The 15549-nt window shown below is 57.1% G+C and carries 12 protein-coding genes; 5 read left to right on the forward strand and 7 right to left on the reverse strand.

What is annotated here, in order from left to right:
* Positions 1 to 29: 29 nt before the first annotated feature.
* The 3 genes from ACR0AM_RS13280 to ACR0AM_RS13290 all read right to left on the reverse strand — a co-directional run bounded on the left by ACR0AM_RS13280 (position 30) and on the right by ACR0AM_RS13290 (position 3530).
* Positions 30 to 2390: a xanthine dehydrogenase family protein molybdopterin-binding subunit gene (locus ACR0AM_RS13280; protein WP_480623150.1), complete on the reverse strand. Its 2361-nt coding sequence runs from the start codon at positions 2388 to 2390 to the stop codon at positions 30 to 32.
* An 80-nt stretch (positions 2391 to 2470) separates the two neighbouring features.
* Positions 2471 to 2953 (reverse strand): (2Fe-2S)-binding protein, encoded by a 483-nt coding sequence (locus tag ACR0AM_RS13285; protein ID WP_209507073.1) that lies wholly within the window; start codon positions 2951 to 2953, stop codon positions 2471 to 2473.
* A 28-nt stretch (positions 2954 to 2981) separates the two neighbouring features.
* Positions 2982 to 3530, reverse strand: a complete 549-nt coding sequence (locus tag ACR0AM_RS13290) for an SRPBCC family protein (RefSeq protein ID WP_480623151.1) — start codon at positions 3528 to 3530, stop codon at positions 2982 to 2984.
* Positions 3531 to 3711: 181 nt separating this feature from the next.
* On the opposite strand from ACR0AM_RS13290, the gene ACR0AM_RS13295 reads away from it, so the two are divergent.
* The 5 genes from ACR0AM_RS13295 to ACR0AM_RS13315 all read left to right on the forward strand — a co-directional run bounded on the left by ACR0AM_RS13295 (position 3712) and on the right by ACR0AM_RS13315 (position 11603).
* Complete coding sequence (locus ACR0AM_RS13295) at positions 3712 to 4392, forward strand: response regulator (RefSeq protein WP_480484332.1); 681 nt, start codon at positions 3712 to 3714, stop codon at positions 4390 to 4392.
* Between the two features lie 45 nt (positions 4393 to 4437).
* Positions 4438 to 5607 carry an FIST N-terminal domain-containing protein gene (locus ACR0AM_RS13300; protein WP_480520526.1) on the forward strand — a complete coding sequence of 390 codons (1170 nt, stop codon included), beginning with the start codon at positions 4438 to 4440 and terminating at the stop codon, positions 5605 to 5607.
* A gap of 3 nt (positions 5608 to 5610) precedes the next feature.
* Positions 5611 to 7824, forward strand: coding sequence for a hybrid sensor histidine kinase/response regulator (locus ACR0AM_RS13305; RefSeq protein ID WP_480623152.1), 2214 nt, complete (start codon positions 5611 to 5613; stop codon positions 7822 to 7824).
* 100 nt (positions 7825 to 7924) lie between these two features.
* Positions 7925 to 10102, forward strand: a complete 2178-nt coding sequence (locus ACR0AM_RS13310) for a Tex family protein (protein ID WP_480623153.1) — start codon at positions 7925 to 7927, stop codon at positions 10100 to 10102.
* 304 nt (positions 10103 to 10406) lie between these two features.
* The gene (locus ACR0AM_RS13315; protein WP_480623154.1) at positions 10407 to 11603 is read left to right on the forward strand and encodes an acetate/propionate family kinase; all 1197 of its coding nucleotides are present in this window, start codon (positions 10407 to 10409) and stop codon (positions 11601 to 11603) included.
* On the opposite strand, the gene ACR0AM_RS13320 is transcribed toward ACR0AM_RS13315, so the two are convergent.
* From ACR0AM_RS13320 to ACR0AM_RS13335, 4 genes are read right to left on the reverse strand one after another with little or no spacing between them, the layout of a single operon-like run.
* Positions 11600 to 12367 carry a citryl-CoA lyase gene (locus tag ACR0AM_RS13320; RefSeq protein WP_480623155.1) on the reverse strand — a complete coding sequence of 256 codons (768 nt, stop codon included), beginning with the start codon at positions 12365 to 12367 and terminating at the stop codon, positions 11600 to 11602. The genes ACR0AM_RS13315 and ACR0AM_RS13320 overlap by 4 nt on opposite strands.
* Positions 12364 to 13548, reverse strand: a complete 1185-nt coding sequence (locus ACR0AM_RS13325; RefSeq protein WP_480623156.1) for a CaiB/BaiF CoA transferase family protein — start codon at positions 13546 to 13548, stop codon at positions 12364 to 12366. The genes ACR0AM_RS13320 and ACR0AM_RS13325 overlap by 4 nt, the downstream gene beginning before the upstream one ends.
* On the reverse strand, positions 13541 to 15052 hold the full coding sequence (locus ACR0AM_RS13330) for a tripartite tricarboxylate transporter permease (protein WP_480477308.1): 1512 nt from the start codon (positions 15050 to 15052) through the stop codon (positions 13541 to 13543). The genes ACR0AM_RS13325 and ACR0AM_RS13330 overlap by 8 nt, the downstream gene beginning before the upstream one ends.
* 1 nt (position 15053) lies before the next feature.
* Positions 15054 to 15536 carry a tripartite tricarboxylate transporter TctB family protein gene (locus tag ACR0AM_RS13335; protein WP_480623157.1) on the reverse strand — a complete coding sequence of 161 codons (483 nt, stop codon included), beginning with the start codon at positions 15534 to 15536 and terminating at the stop codon, positions 15054 to 15056.
* Between the last annotated feature and the right edge of the window lie 13 nt (positions 15537 to 15549).

Consider the following 15549-nt stretch of genomic DNA (forward strand, 5'->3'; position numbering starts at 1 on the left):
GAGGGGCTGGCCCCTCGCTCCCCAACCTCTCAACCATGCATCGCCGTCCAAACGCGTGACGGGCTCATCGGCATGTCGATATGATCAACAGCCTTTCCGCCCGAGTTCAGTGCGTCCAGAACCGCGTTGACCACCGCCGGCGGCGAACCGATCGCTCCGGCCTCGCCGCAACCCTTCACACCAAGCGGATTGTGTGTACAGGGCGTCTGGCTTGAATGATCGACGCTGTAGAACGGGACGTCATCAGCGCGTGGCATCGCGTAGTCCATGAAGGACGCGCTCAGCAGTTGGCCATTCTCGTCATAGGCACAGTTTTCAAGCAAGGCCTGACCGATGCCCTGACCAATACCGCCATGCACTTGTCCATCAACGATCATCGGATTGACGATATTGCCGAAGTCATCCGCAGCCGTGAACTTCTCAATCGTGACCTGACCTGTGTCCGGATCAACCTCGACCTCACATGCATAAGCCCCTGCCGGGAAAGTAAAGTTGGCCGGGTCATAAAACGCGGTTTCTTCCAGTCCCGGTTCAACTTCCAGCGGATAGTTGTGCGGGACATAAGCCGTGAGGGTCACATCCCCCCATGCCACCGACTTGTCGGTCCCCGCAACACTGAACTGACCGTCCTTCAGCTCGATATCCGCCTCGGACGCTTCCAACAGGTGGGCGGCGATCTTCTTGGCCTTGTCGATCACTTTTTCGGTCGCCTTGACCATCGCCGATCCACAAACCGCCAGCGAGCGTGAGCCATAGGTGCCCATGCCAAACGGGATCTTCGAGGTGTCACCATGCACGATCTCGACCATCGACTCGTCGATGCCGATCATGTCGGCCACAACCTGCGGGAAGGCCGTCTCATGCCCCTGACCATGGCTGTGCGCGCCGACCATGACGCTGATCGAACCGGTGGCATTAACCCGAACGGTCGCGGCATCATAAAGACCCGCCCGGGCCCCCAGCATGCCAACGATGTTCGACGGCGCGATACCGCAGGCCTCGATATAGCAGTTGACACCCAGGCCCCGCAGCTTGCCGTTGGCCTCGCTTTTTGCACGGCGGGCGGCAAAGCCTGCCAGATCGGCAGCAGCCTCAAGCTTGTCCATTGTCCCGTTGTAGTCCCCGGTGTCGTAAGTCAGCGCCACTGGCGTGTCATAGGGGAACTGCGTAACAAAGTTCTGGCGACGCAGGGCCATCGGATCCACACCCAACTCGCGGGCGGCCTTGTCGATGACACGCTCCAGCTGGAAGGTTGCTTCGGGGCGGCCAGCGCCGCGATAGGCGTCCACCGGCACCGTGTTTGTAAACATCGCCTTCACATTTACCTGAATGACCGGGGTCTTATAGTTGCCTGCCATCAGCGTCCCGTGCAGCCACGTCGGCACCGAGCTGGAGAAGGTCGACAGATAAGCGCCCAGATTGGCGTAGGTGTTGGTCCGCAGGCCGATGAAGTTGTTATCCGCATCCAGAGCCAGTTCAATCGTGCTGACATGGTCACGACCCTGCGCATCCGAAATGAACGCCTCGGACCGGCTGGCGGTCCACTTGACGGGGCGGTTGCAGGCCTTGGCGGCAAAGGTGCAGAACGCTTCTTCCGCATAGTGGAATATCTTGGTGCCAAATCCACCACCCACATCCGGGGCCACGACGCGGACTTTATGTTCCGGCAAACCCAGAACGAAGGCGCACATCAACAAGCGGATGACATGCGGGTTCTGTGAAGTGGTATAGAGCGTATATTCATCCGTGCCACGGCTGTATTCCGCCACGGCCACGCGCGGTTCCATCGGGTTGGCGACCAGCCGGTTGTTCACCAGATCCAGCTTGGTAACGTGCGCCGCGTTGGCAAAGACGTCGTTCACCTTTGCGTCGTCGGCCTCACCCAGCTGCCAGTCGTAGCAGATGTTGTTTTTCAGATCGTCATGAACCAGCGTCGTGCCTTCCTGCGCGGCGGATTTCATGTCGATCACGGCGGGCAGTTCCTCGATATCCAGATCAATAGCCTCAGCCGCGTCACGCGCCTGTTCCAGACTGTCGGCCACCACAGCGGCAATGGGATCGCCCACGTGGCGCACCTTGCCCTGTGCTAGAATGGGATGTGGCGGTTCCTGCATCGGTGCGCCGTGCTTGTCGGTCACTTCCCAGCCACAGGGCATTCCGCCCACGCCTTCAAAGTCTTTGCCGGTGAATATCCTGACCACGCCGGGCATACCCTCGGCCGTTGATGTATCCACAGAATTGATCCGCCCATGCGCGATGTCGGACCGCAGGAAATATACGTAAGCCTGGCCACGTACGTTAATGTCGTCGGTGTAGTTGCCTGCTCCGGTCAGAAAGCGGACGTCCTCGCGCCGCTTGGAGCTGGCTCCGATGCCACTGTCTTTGGGCATTGCTTGTTCTCCTCCCATAAACGGATGCTGTTGCACCCTTCACTTGTCCCACGGGCGCAACATTTTCGCCCGCAGCGGCATCATTCCGCGGCGATACTGCCGACGTCCTGGCCAGAGGCGGCCATGATCGCCTTGACGATATTGTGGTACCCTGTGCAGCGGCACAGGTTGCCTTCCAGGTATTTCCGGATTTCGGCCTCAGATGGGCGCGGGTTGTCTTTCAGCAGCGCTGCGGCGCTCATCACCATACCCGGAGTACAGAACCCGCATTGAAGGCCGTGATGATCCTGAAAGGCTTGCTGGATCACATTCAGCGAACCATCGGCATTTGCCTGACCTTCGATTGTACCAACGTCAGCCCCGTCTGCTTCGACAGCCAGCATATTGCACGACTTCACGGCCTGGCCGTTCACATGTACAACGCAAGCGCCGCACTGGGCCGTATCACAGCCGACATGCGTGCCCGTCAATGACAGTTGCTCGCGCAGAAAGCCGGACAGTAATGTCCGGCCCTCAACCTCGCCGCTTACGGCCTTGCCGTTCACGGTCATGGAAATTTTCATGACTTTCTCCTCCCTGAATTCCAACGGTTCAACCGCCCAATACGCGCTTGAACCAACCTTTTTTTGCTTCACCTTCTTCATCCTCGACCGAAGGTTCGGCTTGAACCTGATCCGAGGTTTCCGGATCGGGCGTTTTTTCCGGTTCGACCGCGTTTTGAAAGTTTTCAAAGAACCGGTCGGCCATTTTTCTGGCGACGCCATCAATGACCCGGCTGCCAAGCTGGGCCAGCTTGCCACCGACACGTGCGTCGACGGTATAGGTCAGCAGAGTACCTTCGGGCACATCAGACAAACTGACATCGGCCGCACCCTTGGCAAAACCCGCAGCCCCACCCTTACCTTCACCCGAGAGCTTCACGCTTTCAAGCGTTACGATATCAGAAAGGGTAACGGCCCCTTTGAAGGTCGCTTTGACGGGGCCAACTTTCTGCACCACCGTCGCTTCGAACCCGTCATCGAACGAGCCCGTCATTTCCTGACATCCCGGAACGCATTCTTTCAGAACCTCAACCGACAAAAGCGCATCCCAGACCTTGGATCGCGGCGCGGCGATGACGCGGCTGTCGCTAAGCTCCATTTCTCTTCTCCAGGTGTTTTTTCTTACGCTACGTGGTGTTTTTCGCCCTGCCTATTAGACCTTGGGTGTAGGTGACGCCGAGCCGGTCTTATGTACGACTTTGGGCCAGTAGGCGCAGATTACTTTCGTTGTTAGGATTGGGTAAGCTGGGGACAATCTGATTGAAAAAAGGCAATACCAAATGCTTGCTGACTCCGTTGTAAGGTCTGGCTTCGAGAAAGTGCTGATCGTCGATGACCACCCCCTGTTTTGCGACGCGCTGTCGATGACCTTGCAAAGCGTGGCGCAGATCGGCGAAATCCATACCGCAGACCGACTGGAAGGCGCGATGGAACTTCTATCAGGGGGGCTGAAACCGGACGCGGTCATGCTGGACCTCAACCTGCCGGATGTGGAAGGGCTGGACGGCCTTGTCCGTCTGAAGGCTGCTGCGAATGCCCCGGTTATTGTGGTGTCCTCGATGACGGATAATCGCGTTGTCAGTCAGGTGATTCAGGCGGGTGCATCGGGTTATGTACCCAAGCATAGCCAACGCGATGTGTTTCGCCTGGCATTCGAGACAGTGCATTCCGGCAAAGTTTTTGTGCCCGAAGGATGCGTTCTGATCAATGTTGAAGAGGATGAACACGCCGACGCGGTCAATCGGCTTGCGACACTGACAAATCAGCAAGCCCGCATCCTGCAACTGATCTGCGAAGGTAAACTGAACAAGCAGATTGCCTATGACCTGTCCATTGCGGAACCCACGGTCAAAGCGCATGTCACGGCAATCATGCGGAAACTGGGTGTGCAAAGCCGGACGCAAGCCGTTCTGATTGCAAAGAAAGCTTCGTTTGCCAGCGTCTTGCAAGACCAAGGCTAAGCGTCATACTCTCACCACATCGTCGCGCTTTAAGGAGGAGGCTCGATGGACCAAGCAGTCGGGTGGGCGACAGCCCGGACCGGTGCAACAGGCATCGTCAAAACGGCTTTCGTGCGTTACGACACCGGGCAGGCGCTTGGGGTGCTCGAACGTCAAATCGGGGCTGAGCCACTTGCGCTGGTGATATTGTTCGTCAGTCCGAACGCGGACGCCGCTGCGGTCATTGCCAAAGCCGAGCAGGTGTTTGCGCCTACGCCGGTGGTTGGCTGCACCACCGCCGGAGAACTTGCGGATAGCGGTTATTGCGAAGACCAGATCGTCGCAATCGGCCTCCCGCAATCCCATTTCGACACGCGTACGGTCCTAGTTTCCGATCTGAACGATTTTGAGGCGGAAAGCATCATCAACGAGATGATCCACAACCGAAATGCCATGATGGTCACGGCGCCCGACTGGAGCCATGAGTTTACGTTCCTGATGATCGACGGATTGTCGACCAAAGAGGATGCGTTGACCTCCGAGTTGGCCGTCGGCTTGGGGCCGGTGCCATTGTTTGGCGGATCGGCCGGTGATGGAACCCGGTTCGGGCGTACCTATGTGCTGCATCAGGGCAAGGCACTGAGCAATGCTGCCATACTGACTCAGGTTCGTACGCGGTGCCCGATCAAGGTGTTCAAAACGGATCATCTGGTTCCAACGACCCGGCGTATGGTCGTAACCAAGGCGGATCCGGCAAAACGCATCGTTCAGGAGATCAATGCCGAGCCCGCCGCCCGCGAGTACGCCCGTATCCTTGGCAAGGATCCGGAACAACTGACGACATTCACCTTTGCGGCGCACCCCGTTGTTGTGCAGATTGGTGGGCAGCATCACGTCCGCGCCATTCAGCAGGTGGCGGGCAACGGGGACCTTGTCTTTTTCTCGGCCATTGATGAAGGGCTTGTGCTGACGCTGGCCGAACCAAGGGACATGGTAGAGCACCTTGAGGAAGAAATCGGCCTTCTGACCGAGAAACGGCAACCCGACACAATTCTGGGCTGTGATTGCATTCTCCGCCGACTGGAAGCGCAGGAAAAGCAAAAGACACGCGAAATCTCGGACATTCTGGCCCGCAATCACGTTGTCGGATTTTCAACTTACGGAGAGCAGTACAACTCAATCCATGTGAACCAAACTCTGACGGGTGTTGCGATTTATCCGCCCGAGAAAGAGTAACGCATGATCGAGCATCTTACTGACCCGTCGGACTCGGTTGACCGCCAGAACGAGAAACTTCGCAAGATCGCCGAAGCGCTGATGCGTCGGGTAGAAGAATCCACCGATGCGTCAGGCGCAGCTTATGCGCAGTTTCAGCGTGCGGCCGTGCTTGAACAAGAGGTCCGCGCCCGGACGAATGATCTGGAACGTGCCCTTGAATTGCTGAACGATTCCAATGCCAGATTGGCACAGGCGAACAAGGACACCGAAGCCGCACGCGCGGATCTGGCCAATGCAATCGAAACGGTGCAAGAGGGGTTTGCCCTTTTCAATCGCGACGAAAAACTGGTGCTGTGTAACAGCCGTTTTGGTCTGCATATGCCCGACATTCAGGAGCGGCTGAGCCCGGGATTGAGCTTTGCCGAATATGTCGAACTGGTCAGCCGATCAGGGTTTCTGTCCCTGCCTGAAACAATGACACCGACAGACTGGGCCAAAAGTCGCCTGGATCGGCACACGGACGATCATGTGGTGTTCAACGTCCGGCTTGTTGGCAATCGGTGGTCACAAGTGTCCGAACACCGCACGCCGGATGGCGGCACTGTTATTCTGCAAACCGATGTGACCGATATCATGCGGATCGAACGGCAGGAGCGTGACCGGATACTGGATGACAAGGCCAGGCTGATCCGCGCAACGCTTGAACATATTGAACAGGGCGTTTGCATTTTTGACAACAAACACCGTCTGATCGGGTGGAACAACCGCGCTAGCGAGTTGCTGGCCATTCCAATCGCACAGTTTCAGACGGGAACCCGGTTTGAATCGCTGTCCAATCGCCTTGGCGCGAACATCAGGTTCCAGAAGGGGGTAACGGAAGCCGATCTTCTGAACTGGGTGACGCGGCAAACCTATCGCCGTCCTCTGCAATTTCAGATGCACCGTGGAAGGTCGAAGATACTTTCTGTTTTTGCGCAGGAAATGCCCGACCGCGGTTTTGTGATATCCTTCACCGATGTAACCGCAGAACGAAAATCCGCCCAGGCCTTATATGAGGCCAAAGAATTGCTGGAACAGCGCGTAACATCGCGCACGATGGAACTGGCTGACGCTTTGAACGAGGCCGAGCGTGCAAACGCATCCAAGTCGCGATTTGTGGCAGCGGCCAGTCACGACCTGTTGCAACCTCTGTCAGCGGCAAAGCTTTATGTTGCATCGCTGGGCAGCGGTCTGGACAAAGACGACGCAAGAACCGTTGCAGGAAAGGCTGAAAGTGCGCTGAACAGTGTTGAACACATTCTGGAAGCGCTGCTGGATATCTCGAAACTTGATTCAGGGCGGGCCACCGCGCATTTGTCGACCATAACAGTGAGTACGCTGTTTTCGCAGATGGAAGATGCGTTTCGCCCGGTGGCGCAGGCAAAAGGGCTTGAGCTGTCTTTTGTTGACACGAACGCGCGCGTGACCAGCGACGCCAGCTATTTGCGTCGGATTTTGCAGAACCTGCTTTCGAACGCGATCAGGTATACCGAGGTCGGAAAGGTTCTGGTCGGTGTGCGGCGTCGCAAAGGCGCAATTGCCTTGCAGGTCTGGGATACAGGTATCGGTATCGCGTCAGACCAAAGAGACCTCGTCTTTCAGGAATTTCAGCGCCTGCATTCTGATGCCAGCGCCGCAGAGGGTATGGGATTGGGCCTTGCAATCGTGGAGCGCGCCTGTGGGCTGTTGCAACATCCAATCCAGCTGTATTCCGAAGTAGGCAAAGGAACTGGATTCTCGGTCGAAGTTCCGTTGGCGCAGGAAGAGCAGACCATTTGCAGCAGCGCCCCTGCGGCCCGCGATCCGGGCTCCAAGGTCCTTGGTAACACGGTCGTATTGTTGATTGAGAATGATGAAAACCTCCGTAGTGCACTGACCATGACCATCGAATCCTGGGGGGTTGGGGTTCTGGAGAGCGAAAGCGAAGACGAAGCAATCAATCTACTTCGTGAAATTGACATTCTGCCTGACGCAATAGTTGCCGATTTTCAGTTAAATCACGATAGAACCGGTGTTGACGCGATACATGCCCTGACGCACGAGTTTGGCCCTCTGCCCGGCTGCATTATCTCGGCCAACCGATCACCTGAACTGGCCGAGCGTTGCAAGCGCGCCAATCTGCCTTTGCTCTACAAACCGCTAGATGCGCAACTACTGCGCTCAACGCTGGAATCGTCGATTGCACGCCGCAACTGAGCGGCGTCAATCTGTGACCGGTTCAGATTGAACCAAGGGTCTTCCCCTTGCCGAAACAGCTGGTTAAGAAGTTCTTCCAGCGTCGTTTCAGGAGGCCCCATTGGACCGTATCGCCCGCACCATCGCCACCGAGATTAATGCACGATCCGAGCAGGTCGGTGCCGCGATCAAGCTACTGGACGACGGAGCAACCGTGCCTTTTGTCGCCCGGTATCGAAAAGAAGCAACCGGAGGATTGGACGACACCCAGTTGCGTCTGCTGTCCGAGCGGCTGACCTATCTGCGCGAGCTTGAAGCGCGGCGTGAGACCGTCCTGAACTCGATCAAGGATCAGGGCAAACTGACAGAAGATCTGAGCCAATCCATAGCACGTGCCGAAACCAAAGCGCAGTTGGAAGACATTTATCTGCCATACAAGCCAAAACGGCGCACCAAGGCGATGATTGCGCGCGAAAATGGGCTTGAACCTTTGGTTGACGCTATTCTGGCGGACCGCAACTGCGACCCTGAAACATTGGCCGCGGCGTACCTCACCGAGGCGGTAACGACGACCCGGGATGCATTGAACGGCGCGCGGGACATTTTGACCGAGCGGCTGACGGAAAACGCCACACTGCTGGGCGAATTGCGCAGCTTCATGCAGCGCGAGGCTCTGCTCAGCGCAAAGGTCATCGAAGGCAAGGAAAAGGACGGCGCAAAGTTCAGCGACTACTTTGACCATGCCGAATTGTGGGCAGACGTGCCGTCGCATCGGGCATTGGCGATGCTGCGGGCATCCAAAGAGGGCATCGTCACGCTGGATATCGCGCCTGAACCGGAATTTGGTGCCGCGCGGGCCGAGACGATTGTTGCCGCTCATCTACAGACACGTGGCACGGGGCCGGCAGACGCATGGTTGCGCAAAGTCGCGGGCTGGACATGGCGGGTAAAGCTTTCGCTGTCCATGATGGTCGAACTGATGGCTGATCTGCGCAGCCGGGCGCAGGACGAAGCCATTCAGGTCTTCTCGCGAAACCTCAAAGACCTACTGTTTGCCGCGCCGGCAGGTGCCAAGGCGACATTGGGTCTGGATCCGGGCATTCGTACGGGCGTAAAGGCTGCTGTCGTTGATGCGACCGGCAAGGTCGTTGCCACTGACACCTTGTACCCATTTCAGCCGAAAAATGATTTGCGTGGTGCACAGGCCAGTATCCTCAATCCGATATCTGCTCATCAGATCGAACTGATCGCAATCGGGAACGGGACTGCCAGCCGTGAAACCGAAAAATTGGTTGCAGACACTCTTGCGCTACTACCCAAGACGGTGAAAGCACCAACAAAAGTGGTGGTGTCAGAAGCTGGGGCTTCGGTCTATTCCGCTTCTGAACTGGCTGCGCGCGAGTTTCCGGATCTGGATGTCTCGCTACGTGGTGCGGTCTCGATTGCGCGCCGATTGCAGGACCCTTTGGCCGAGCTTGTTAAAATCGAACCGAAATCCATTGGTGTCGGCCAGTATCAGCATGATGTGGATCAGCATCGCCTGTCGCAGTCGCTGGATTCCGCGATCGAGGATGTGGTGAATGCTGTCGGTGTCGATCTGAACACAGCGTCCGCGCCTTTGCTGTCACGCGTATCAGGTCTGGGGCCAGCGCAAGCCGAAGCGATTGTCACCCACCGCGATCTGAATGGGCCCTTCCTATCGCGGAAGGATTTGCTGTCCGTCGCCCGCCTAGGACCGCGCGCGTTCGAACAATGCGCCGGCTTCCTGCGTATCAGGGACGGTTCCGAGCCGCTGGATGCGTCTTCGGTACATCCCGAAGCCTATGACATTGCGCGCCGGGTTGTTGCCGCCTGCGGCCGTGATATCCGAAACATCATGGGCCATAATGGCGCGTTAAAGGGGTTGCGGGCGGAACAATTTGTAACTCAGGATTTCGGCCTGCCGACGGTTCGGGACATCTTTGCCGAACTGGAAAAGCCCGGACGTGACCCCAGACCCAGTTTCGTCACCGCATCATTCACCGATGGTATCGAAGAAATCACCGATCTGAAACCCGGAATGGTTTTGGAAGGCACAGTCACCAACGTCGCGGCTTTTGGCGCTTTTGTGGATATCGGTGTGCATCAGGATGGGCTTGTTCATGTCAGCCAGCTGGCAGACCGGTTTGTCAAAGATCCGCATGACGTGGTTAAGACCGGGCAGGTAGTTAAAGTACGTGTTGTCGATGTTGATGTCCCGAGAAAGCGTATTGGGTTGACCATGCGAAAACAAAGTGGCGGCGGACATCGTCGCGCGTGATCGCAAAACGACGCGTGATGAAGTGCGCTGCCTTCTTGAAACCGCGTTTTGAGGGGCGTCAGCTTAGTATCTTGCAGGTGGTTCAATCCATGATTACGACTGGGACGACCGGAATGAAGGTGATGTTGGCGCTACAGAAACGGCTGGGCTAATTGATCTTTTCTTTCTTGAAAGTTCGAAAAGACCGGGGTTGTCGCGGTGGGCTGGTTCGTAGTCTCTTGTATAACGTCTGAAGCACAACCTTGGCCCAAGGCGGATCTGTAAACTTCCTGAGCTTCACCTTTTCGTAAACCAGAGGGTATGCATGACACATGTCGTGACACTGAATGCCGGATCGTCTTCGATGAAGTTCGGCCTGTTTGAACTGACAGAAGACGATCCAATCATGGTGTGCACCGGTGTGGTCGAACGGATCGGCGAGCCTGAGCCAACCGTCAAGGCGCGGTCATCTGGCGGTGGAGTTCTTGCGAATGGCACGGCAGGAGATATTCACGATCACGCCGCCGCCCTGGACTGGGTACTGAACCTGTTGTCACGTGCCTTCCCCAGTTGCGAGGTCACCGCGGTTGGGCATCGTATTGTTCACGGCGGACCTGAGATCGATACGCCATTGCCGTTGACCGCCGCTGCTTTGGAGGAGTTGGACAAGCTCTCTCCGTATGCACCTCTGCACCAGCCGCACAACCTGGCTGGCGTCAAGGCAGCTATGGAACGCTTTCCAAATGCCGCCCAGATTGCCTGTTTTGACACGGCCTTTCATCGCAATCACCCCTGGGAGAACGACGTATTCGCCCTGCCGCGCGAGTATTACGACAAAGGCGTCCGCCGCTATGGTTTTCACGGGCTTAGTTATGAGTACATCTCGGACCATTTGGCCAAAACCGCGCCACTTTTGCACGCGGGGCGGGTTGTGGTCGCGCATTTGGGTAACGGTGCGTCGATGTGTGCCATGATCGGGGGGCGATCCGTCGGTTCGACCATGGGGTTTTCGTCGTTGGACGGGCTGCCGATGGGATCACGTTGCGGTCAGCTCGATCCAGGTGTTTTGTTGTATCTGATGGATCAGGAAGGGTTGAGCGCCTCAGAGATTTCCGACCTTCTGTTTCGCAAATCAGGTTTGCTGGGTCTGTCCGGACTTTCAAGCGACATGCGCACTCTTGAAAAAGCAGATACCCGTGAAAGCCGACAGGCCATCAGCTATTTCACTTTCCGCATCCGCCGCGAACTTGGAGCAATGGCCGCAATATTGGGCGGTATTGATGCCCTGATCTTCACTGGTGGTATCGGAGAAAACTCGCGTCTTGTACGCGACAGGGTATGTTCCGGAATGGGGTGGCTGGGGATTGAACTGGATCCCGATGCCAACGCGGACAATGATCGGATCATCTCGACAGATCTGTCCCGTGTGGTGGCCATGGTTATTCCGACAAACGAAGAGCTGGTTATTGCCCGTGCTGCCGCAGATCTGTTGAAAAATCGATCCCATCGGAAAAGTGCTTAGCCCGGCTGGTACGTCCAGCGATACGAGGGTGGGGTCGGCCCTTTGTTGCGACCACCTTGCTGCATCTGCTCCCAGGCATGTGCCAGAATACCCACTGATCGGGACAGGCAGAAAAGGCCGCGCGCCAATGGTGGCGCAAACCCAAGCTCGGCATAAATAACTGCGGTTGCGCCATCGATGTTCATCGGGACGGGTTTGCCCTTACGCCGCGCAAGCTCTGCCTCGATCTGCTGCGCAATGCGCATGAATTGCCCATCGCAAGCACCGGTTTTCACCGCTTCGACAACCAGTTCCATCAGGCGCGGCGCACGAGGGTCTGTGGGTGTGTGAAACCTGTGACCAAAACCCGGAAGTATCTTTCCGTGGCTTTCGATCCTCGCATTGATTGCCTGCTCCAAAGTGCCAGGGTAAAGGCCCACAAAGTGGTAGAGCTCCACGGCCTGCTCGCCAGCCCCTCCATGAATGTCGCCCAACATGTTCACGGCGCTCGCCATCGCGTTGTTGAGAGGCAGGCCACAGGTCACCGACATGCGCGCGGTCGCAATCGATGGGGCCTGCGGACCGTGGTCGACTGCCGCGACCAGCGCGGCTTCGAACAATTGGGACTGCGCTTCTGATGGGTGGTCGCCGCGTACCATGAACCAGATCATCTCCGCGAAACCAAGGCGTCCGATCAGGTTTTGAATCGGCTCTCCGCGCAGGTCGATCCGGCCAGGTTCCATATCGATGATGGATGTTGCCCACCAATCTGACACATCGTTCATATGATCCCCTCTCTGCGCAGCGCGTCGATTTCCGCGTCGGTCAATCCGATTTCAGACCACACTGCCTTGTTGTCGGCCCCAAGTTTTGGTGGCGCGATTTGCGGCATTCGCCGGGTGCCATCCATTACGACGGGACTACCTGCAAGCTGCATCTGTTCGCCGTGAACCTGTAAAGAGCCAATCAGACCGCGATCGTAAAGTTGCGGGTCTGCAAGGGCCTCTGGTACGGTCAGAACTTGCCCAGCTGGAACACCCAAAGCGTTTAATTCACTCACCCATTCGGCCGCAGCCTTCGTTTTCAGGGTTCGTTCCAGTTCTGTACGTAAGGCGTGGCGGTTACTTTTGCGGTCTTCACGCGTTGCGTAGTCGGGGTTGTCCAGCAGTTCATCCCGCCCCAGACAGCGGGCAAGTGCCTGCCATTGCTCGTCCCGATTGGCCGCGATGTTGATCGGGCTGTCCAGCGTGGCAAATGTACCTGAGGGGGCCGAGCTCGTGTTCTCATTCCCATGCGCTCCGGGCGTTACGCCACCGACCAGAAAATTTGAAACGACCCAACCCATTGTCGAAATAACGGCTTCGGACATCGCAACATCCAGGTAGGTGCCGCGCGGGTTGGCGTTCAATGCCGCCGCGACTGCAAAGGCGGCCGTCATCCCCCCGACCGTGTCTGCCAACGGATAGCCGACGCGATACGGTGCCGTGTCGGGGGCGCCGGTGATTGACATCACGCCGCTGATACCCTGCACAATCTGGTCATAAGCCGGATCGCCGCGCCGGGGGCCATCCTGCCCGAACCCGCTGATGGCGCAATAGATCAGGTTGGGATTGACGTTGCGCAGAACTTCATACCCAAGACCAAGACGATCCATTACTCCGGGCCGGAAGTTTTCCACCAGAACATCGGCTGACTGGACAAGGCTTTTCAGCAGCGCCTTGCCCTTTTCCGATTTCATGTCCAGCGTGACAGATTTTTTCCCGGCATTCTGCGCCAGAAAACTGATCCCCATCCCCGCCTTGTTTCTAGCGGGATCGGCACCCAGAACGCGAGCAAGGTCGCCACCATCGGGGCGCTCGACCTTGATCACGTCGGCACCCATCAATGCCAGTTGGTAGCAGCAATACGGACCCGCGAGGACATTGGTCAGATCGAGAACCCGTATTCCCGCCAGCGGGTCAGTCACCTTCGGCAACACCTTCCGCCCGGGCCTGTGCACGGCGCGCGCGGTAGCTGGGCAGGAGCACCAGAAGCGCCGCAATAACCAGCAGACCCAGCGTCATCGGGCGCTCCCATATAAAGGCGATGCCATCGTACAACTGCATGGACCGTGAGAAGTTGTCTTCCATCATGCCGCCGAGGATGAAACCGATCAACAGTGGTGCCAATGGGTAATCAGCGAATTTCAACGCCGTTGCGCATACCCCAAAACCTACCAGTATCAGCAGTTCGGTTGCATTGTTCTGCCCGATATAGGCCCCCATCAGAGTAAAGAACAAAATAAAGGGGATCAGATAGTTGCGCGGCACCGAGAGAACTTTGGCAATGTAGGGGATCAGCGGCAGATTCAGGATCAGAAGCACCAGATTGCCAATGAACATGGACATGATGACCGCCCAAAAGATCTGCGGCTCGTCCAGCATAAGGCGTGGGCCCGGCGTCACGTTCAGGGCAATCAATGCGCCAAGCAAGATCGCCGTCGTACCCGATCCGGGAATGCCCAGGGTCAGCAGCGGCACGAACGAGCCGGTACAGGCGGCGTTGTTTGCTGTTTCAGGCGCGGCCAGCCCTTTGATTGACCCTTTGCCGAATTCGTCCTGCTCGGCCTTTGGGGCGATGTTACGCTCGACCGCATAGCCCAGAAAACTGGCAATCGTTGCACCGGCACCCGGCAGAACCCCGATGAAAAACCCTTGGATAGACTGGCGGCCAATCACCGGGGCAATGGCTTTGGCTTCCTCCCTGCTTATGCGCAGGTCCTTGATTTCGCCTTCTTCGCCCTTAAGGTCCTTGGGTTTGAGAACAAGAAACAGAGCTTCGGGTAACGCGAACATGGCCATTGCAAGTGTGATAAAGCCAAAACCCGACTGCAAATCCATGATGCCCATGGTGAAGCGAGGCATGTTGAACAGCGCGCCTTCGCCGACGGTTGCCATAATCAATCCAAGGATTGTCATTATGATAGCCTTGGCAACCTGACCTGTTCCCGCGAAAGCGGCAATGGCGGACAAGCCGACAACCATCAGCGCGAAATACTCGGCCGAGTGGAAAAGCAACGCAACGGAGGACAGGGCAGGAGCGAAGACCATCAACAGCAACGCACCGAACGTGCCACCTGCAAAGCTCGCGATTGCGGCAATGGTCAAGGCTTTGCCCGCTTTGCCCTGACGGGCCATCGGGTAGCCGTCAAAGCTGGACGCGACGGTACCCGCGACCCCCGGCGCATTCAGCAGAATTGAAGAGGTCGAACCGCCAAAAATGGCGCCATAATATACGCCGGCCAGCAGGATCAGCGCGGCGGACGGGTCACCCATGGAAATTGCCACCGGGATCATGATGGCGATGATCGACATCGGGCCCAGACCCGGCAGCATTCCGATGAATGTGCCAATCAGACAGCCCGCGACGACCATCAGCAGGTTTTGCAGTGAGAATGCCGTTTGCAGGCCTATCAGAAGTCCTTCAAGCATGTCAGCCTCCGAAAATGCCGGGCAAAGGGCGCATGTAAATGCCAAGGACTTCCTGAACCAGATACCAGACCGTACCTGTGGCGATCAGGGCGACGGGCAGCATGATATGCCATTTTCGTTCACCCAAGATAAAAGACCCAAAGATCAGGAAGGCCGAAGTTGAGATCAGGAACCCTACGGGGCGCAGGCACATCGCGTAGACGACCATCAGAACCAGTAACATGATCGCCTGACCAAGATGGTAATCGCCCAACCGCCGATAGTCGATTTCAGGTTCGCTGGGTTCAGCCTTTTCAAAGCCCAGCAGAATGATCGTGGCCGTGATGATCCCCAGAATTGACAGCACTTTGGGGAAAGTGCTTGGCCATATGGGGTTTCTCTGCATGAAAGGGGGAAGACTACTGTCCATCGTGAACCAAGCGGCGTAGCCATATGTTAAACAAACACCCAGAAGAATGAGCGCGATCCAGCGATCCAGCGCCATGGGACCCCCTCCT

The organism is Ruegeria sp. AD9 (assembly GCF_056542305.1).

Bases quoted from the DNA above. Each gene is read 5' to 3' on its own strand.
- ACR0AM_RS13335 (WP_480623157.1), bottom strand. From the start codon at position 15,536: ATGGCGCTGGATCGCTGGATCGCGCTCATTCTTCTGGGTGTTTGTTTA.
- ACR0AM_RS13330 (WP_480477308.1), bottom strand. From the start codon at position 15,052: ATGCTTGAAGGACTTCTGATAGGCCTGCAAACGGCATTCTCACTGCAA.
- ACR0AM_RS13305 (WP_480623152.1), top strand. From the start codon at position 5,611: ATGATCGAGCATCTTACTGACCCGTCGGACTCGGTTGACCGCCAGAAC.
- ACR0AM_RS13295 (WP_480484332.1), top strand. From the start codon at position 3,712: ATGCTTGCTGACTCCGTTGTAAGGTCTGGCTTCGAGAAAGTGCTGATC.
- ACR0AM_RS13285 (WP_209507073.1), bottom strand. From the start codon at position 2,953: ATGAAAATTTCCATGACCGTGAACGGCAAGGCCGTAAGCGGCGAGGTT.
- ACR0AM_RS13280 (WP_480623150.1), bottom strand. From the start codon at position 2,390: ATGCCCAAAGACAGTGGCATCGGAGCCAGCTCCAAGCGGCGCGAGGAC.
- ACR0AM_RS13290 (WP_480623151.1), bottom strand. From the start codon at position 3,530: ATGGAGCTTAGCGACAGCCGCGTCATCGCCGCGCCGCGATCCAAGGTC.
- ACR0AM_RS13320 (WP_480623155.1), bottom strand. From the start codon at position 12,367: ATGAACGATGTGTCAGATTGGTGGGCAACATCCATCATCGATATGGAA.
- ACR0AM_RS13315 (WP_480623154.1), top strand. From the start codon at position 10,407: ATGACACATGTCGTGACACTGAATGCCGGATCGTCTTCGATGAAGTTC.
- ACR0AM_RS13300 (WP_480520526.1), top strand. From the start codon at position 4,438: ATGGACCAAGCAGTCGGGTGGGCGACAGCCCGGACCGGTGCAACAGGC.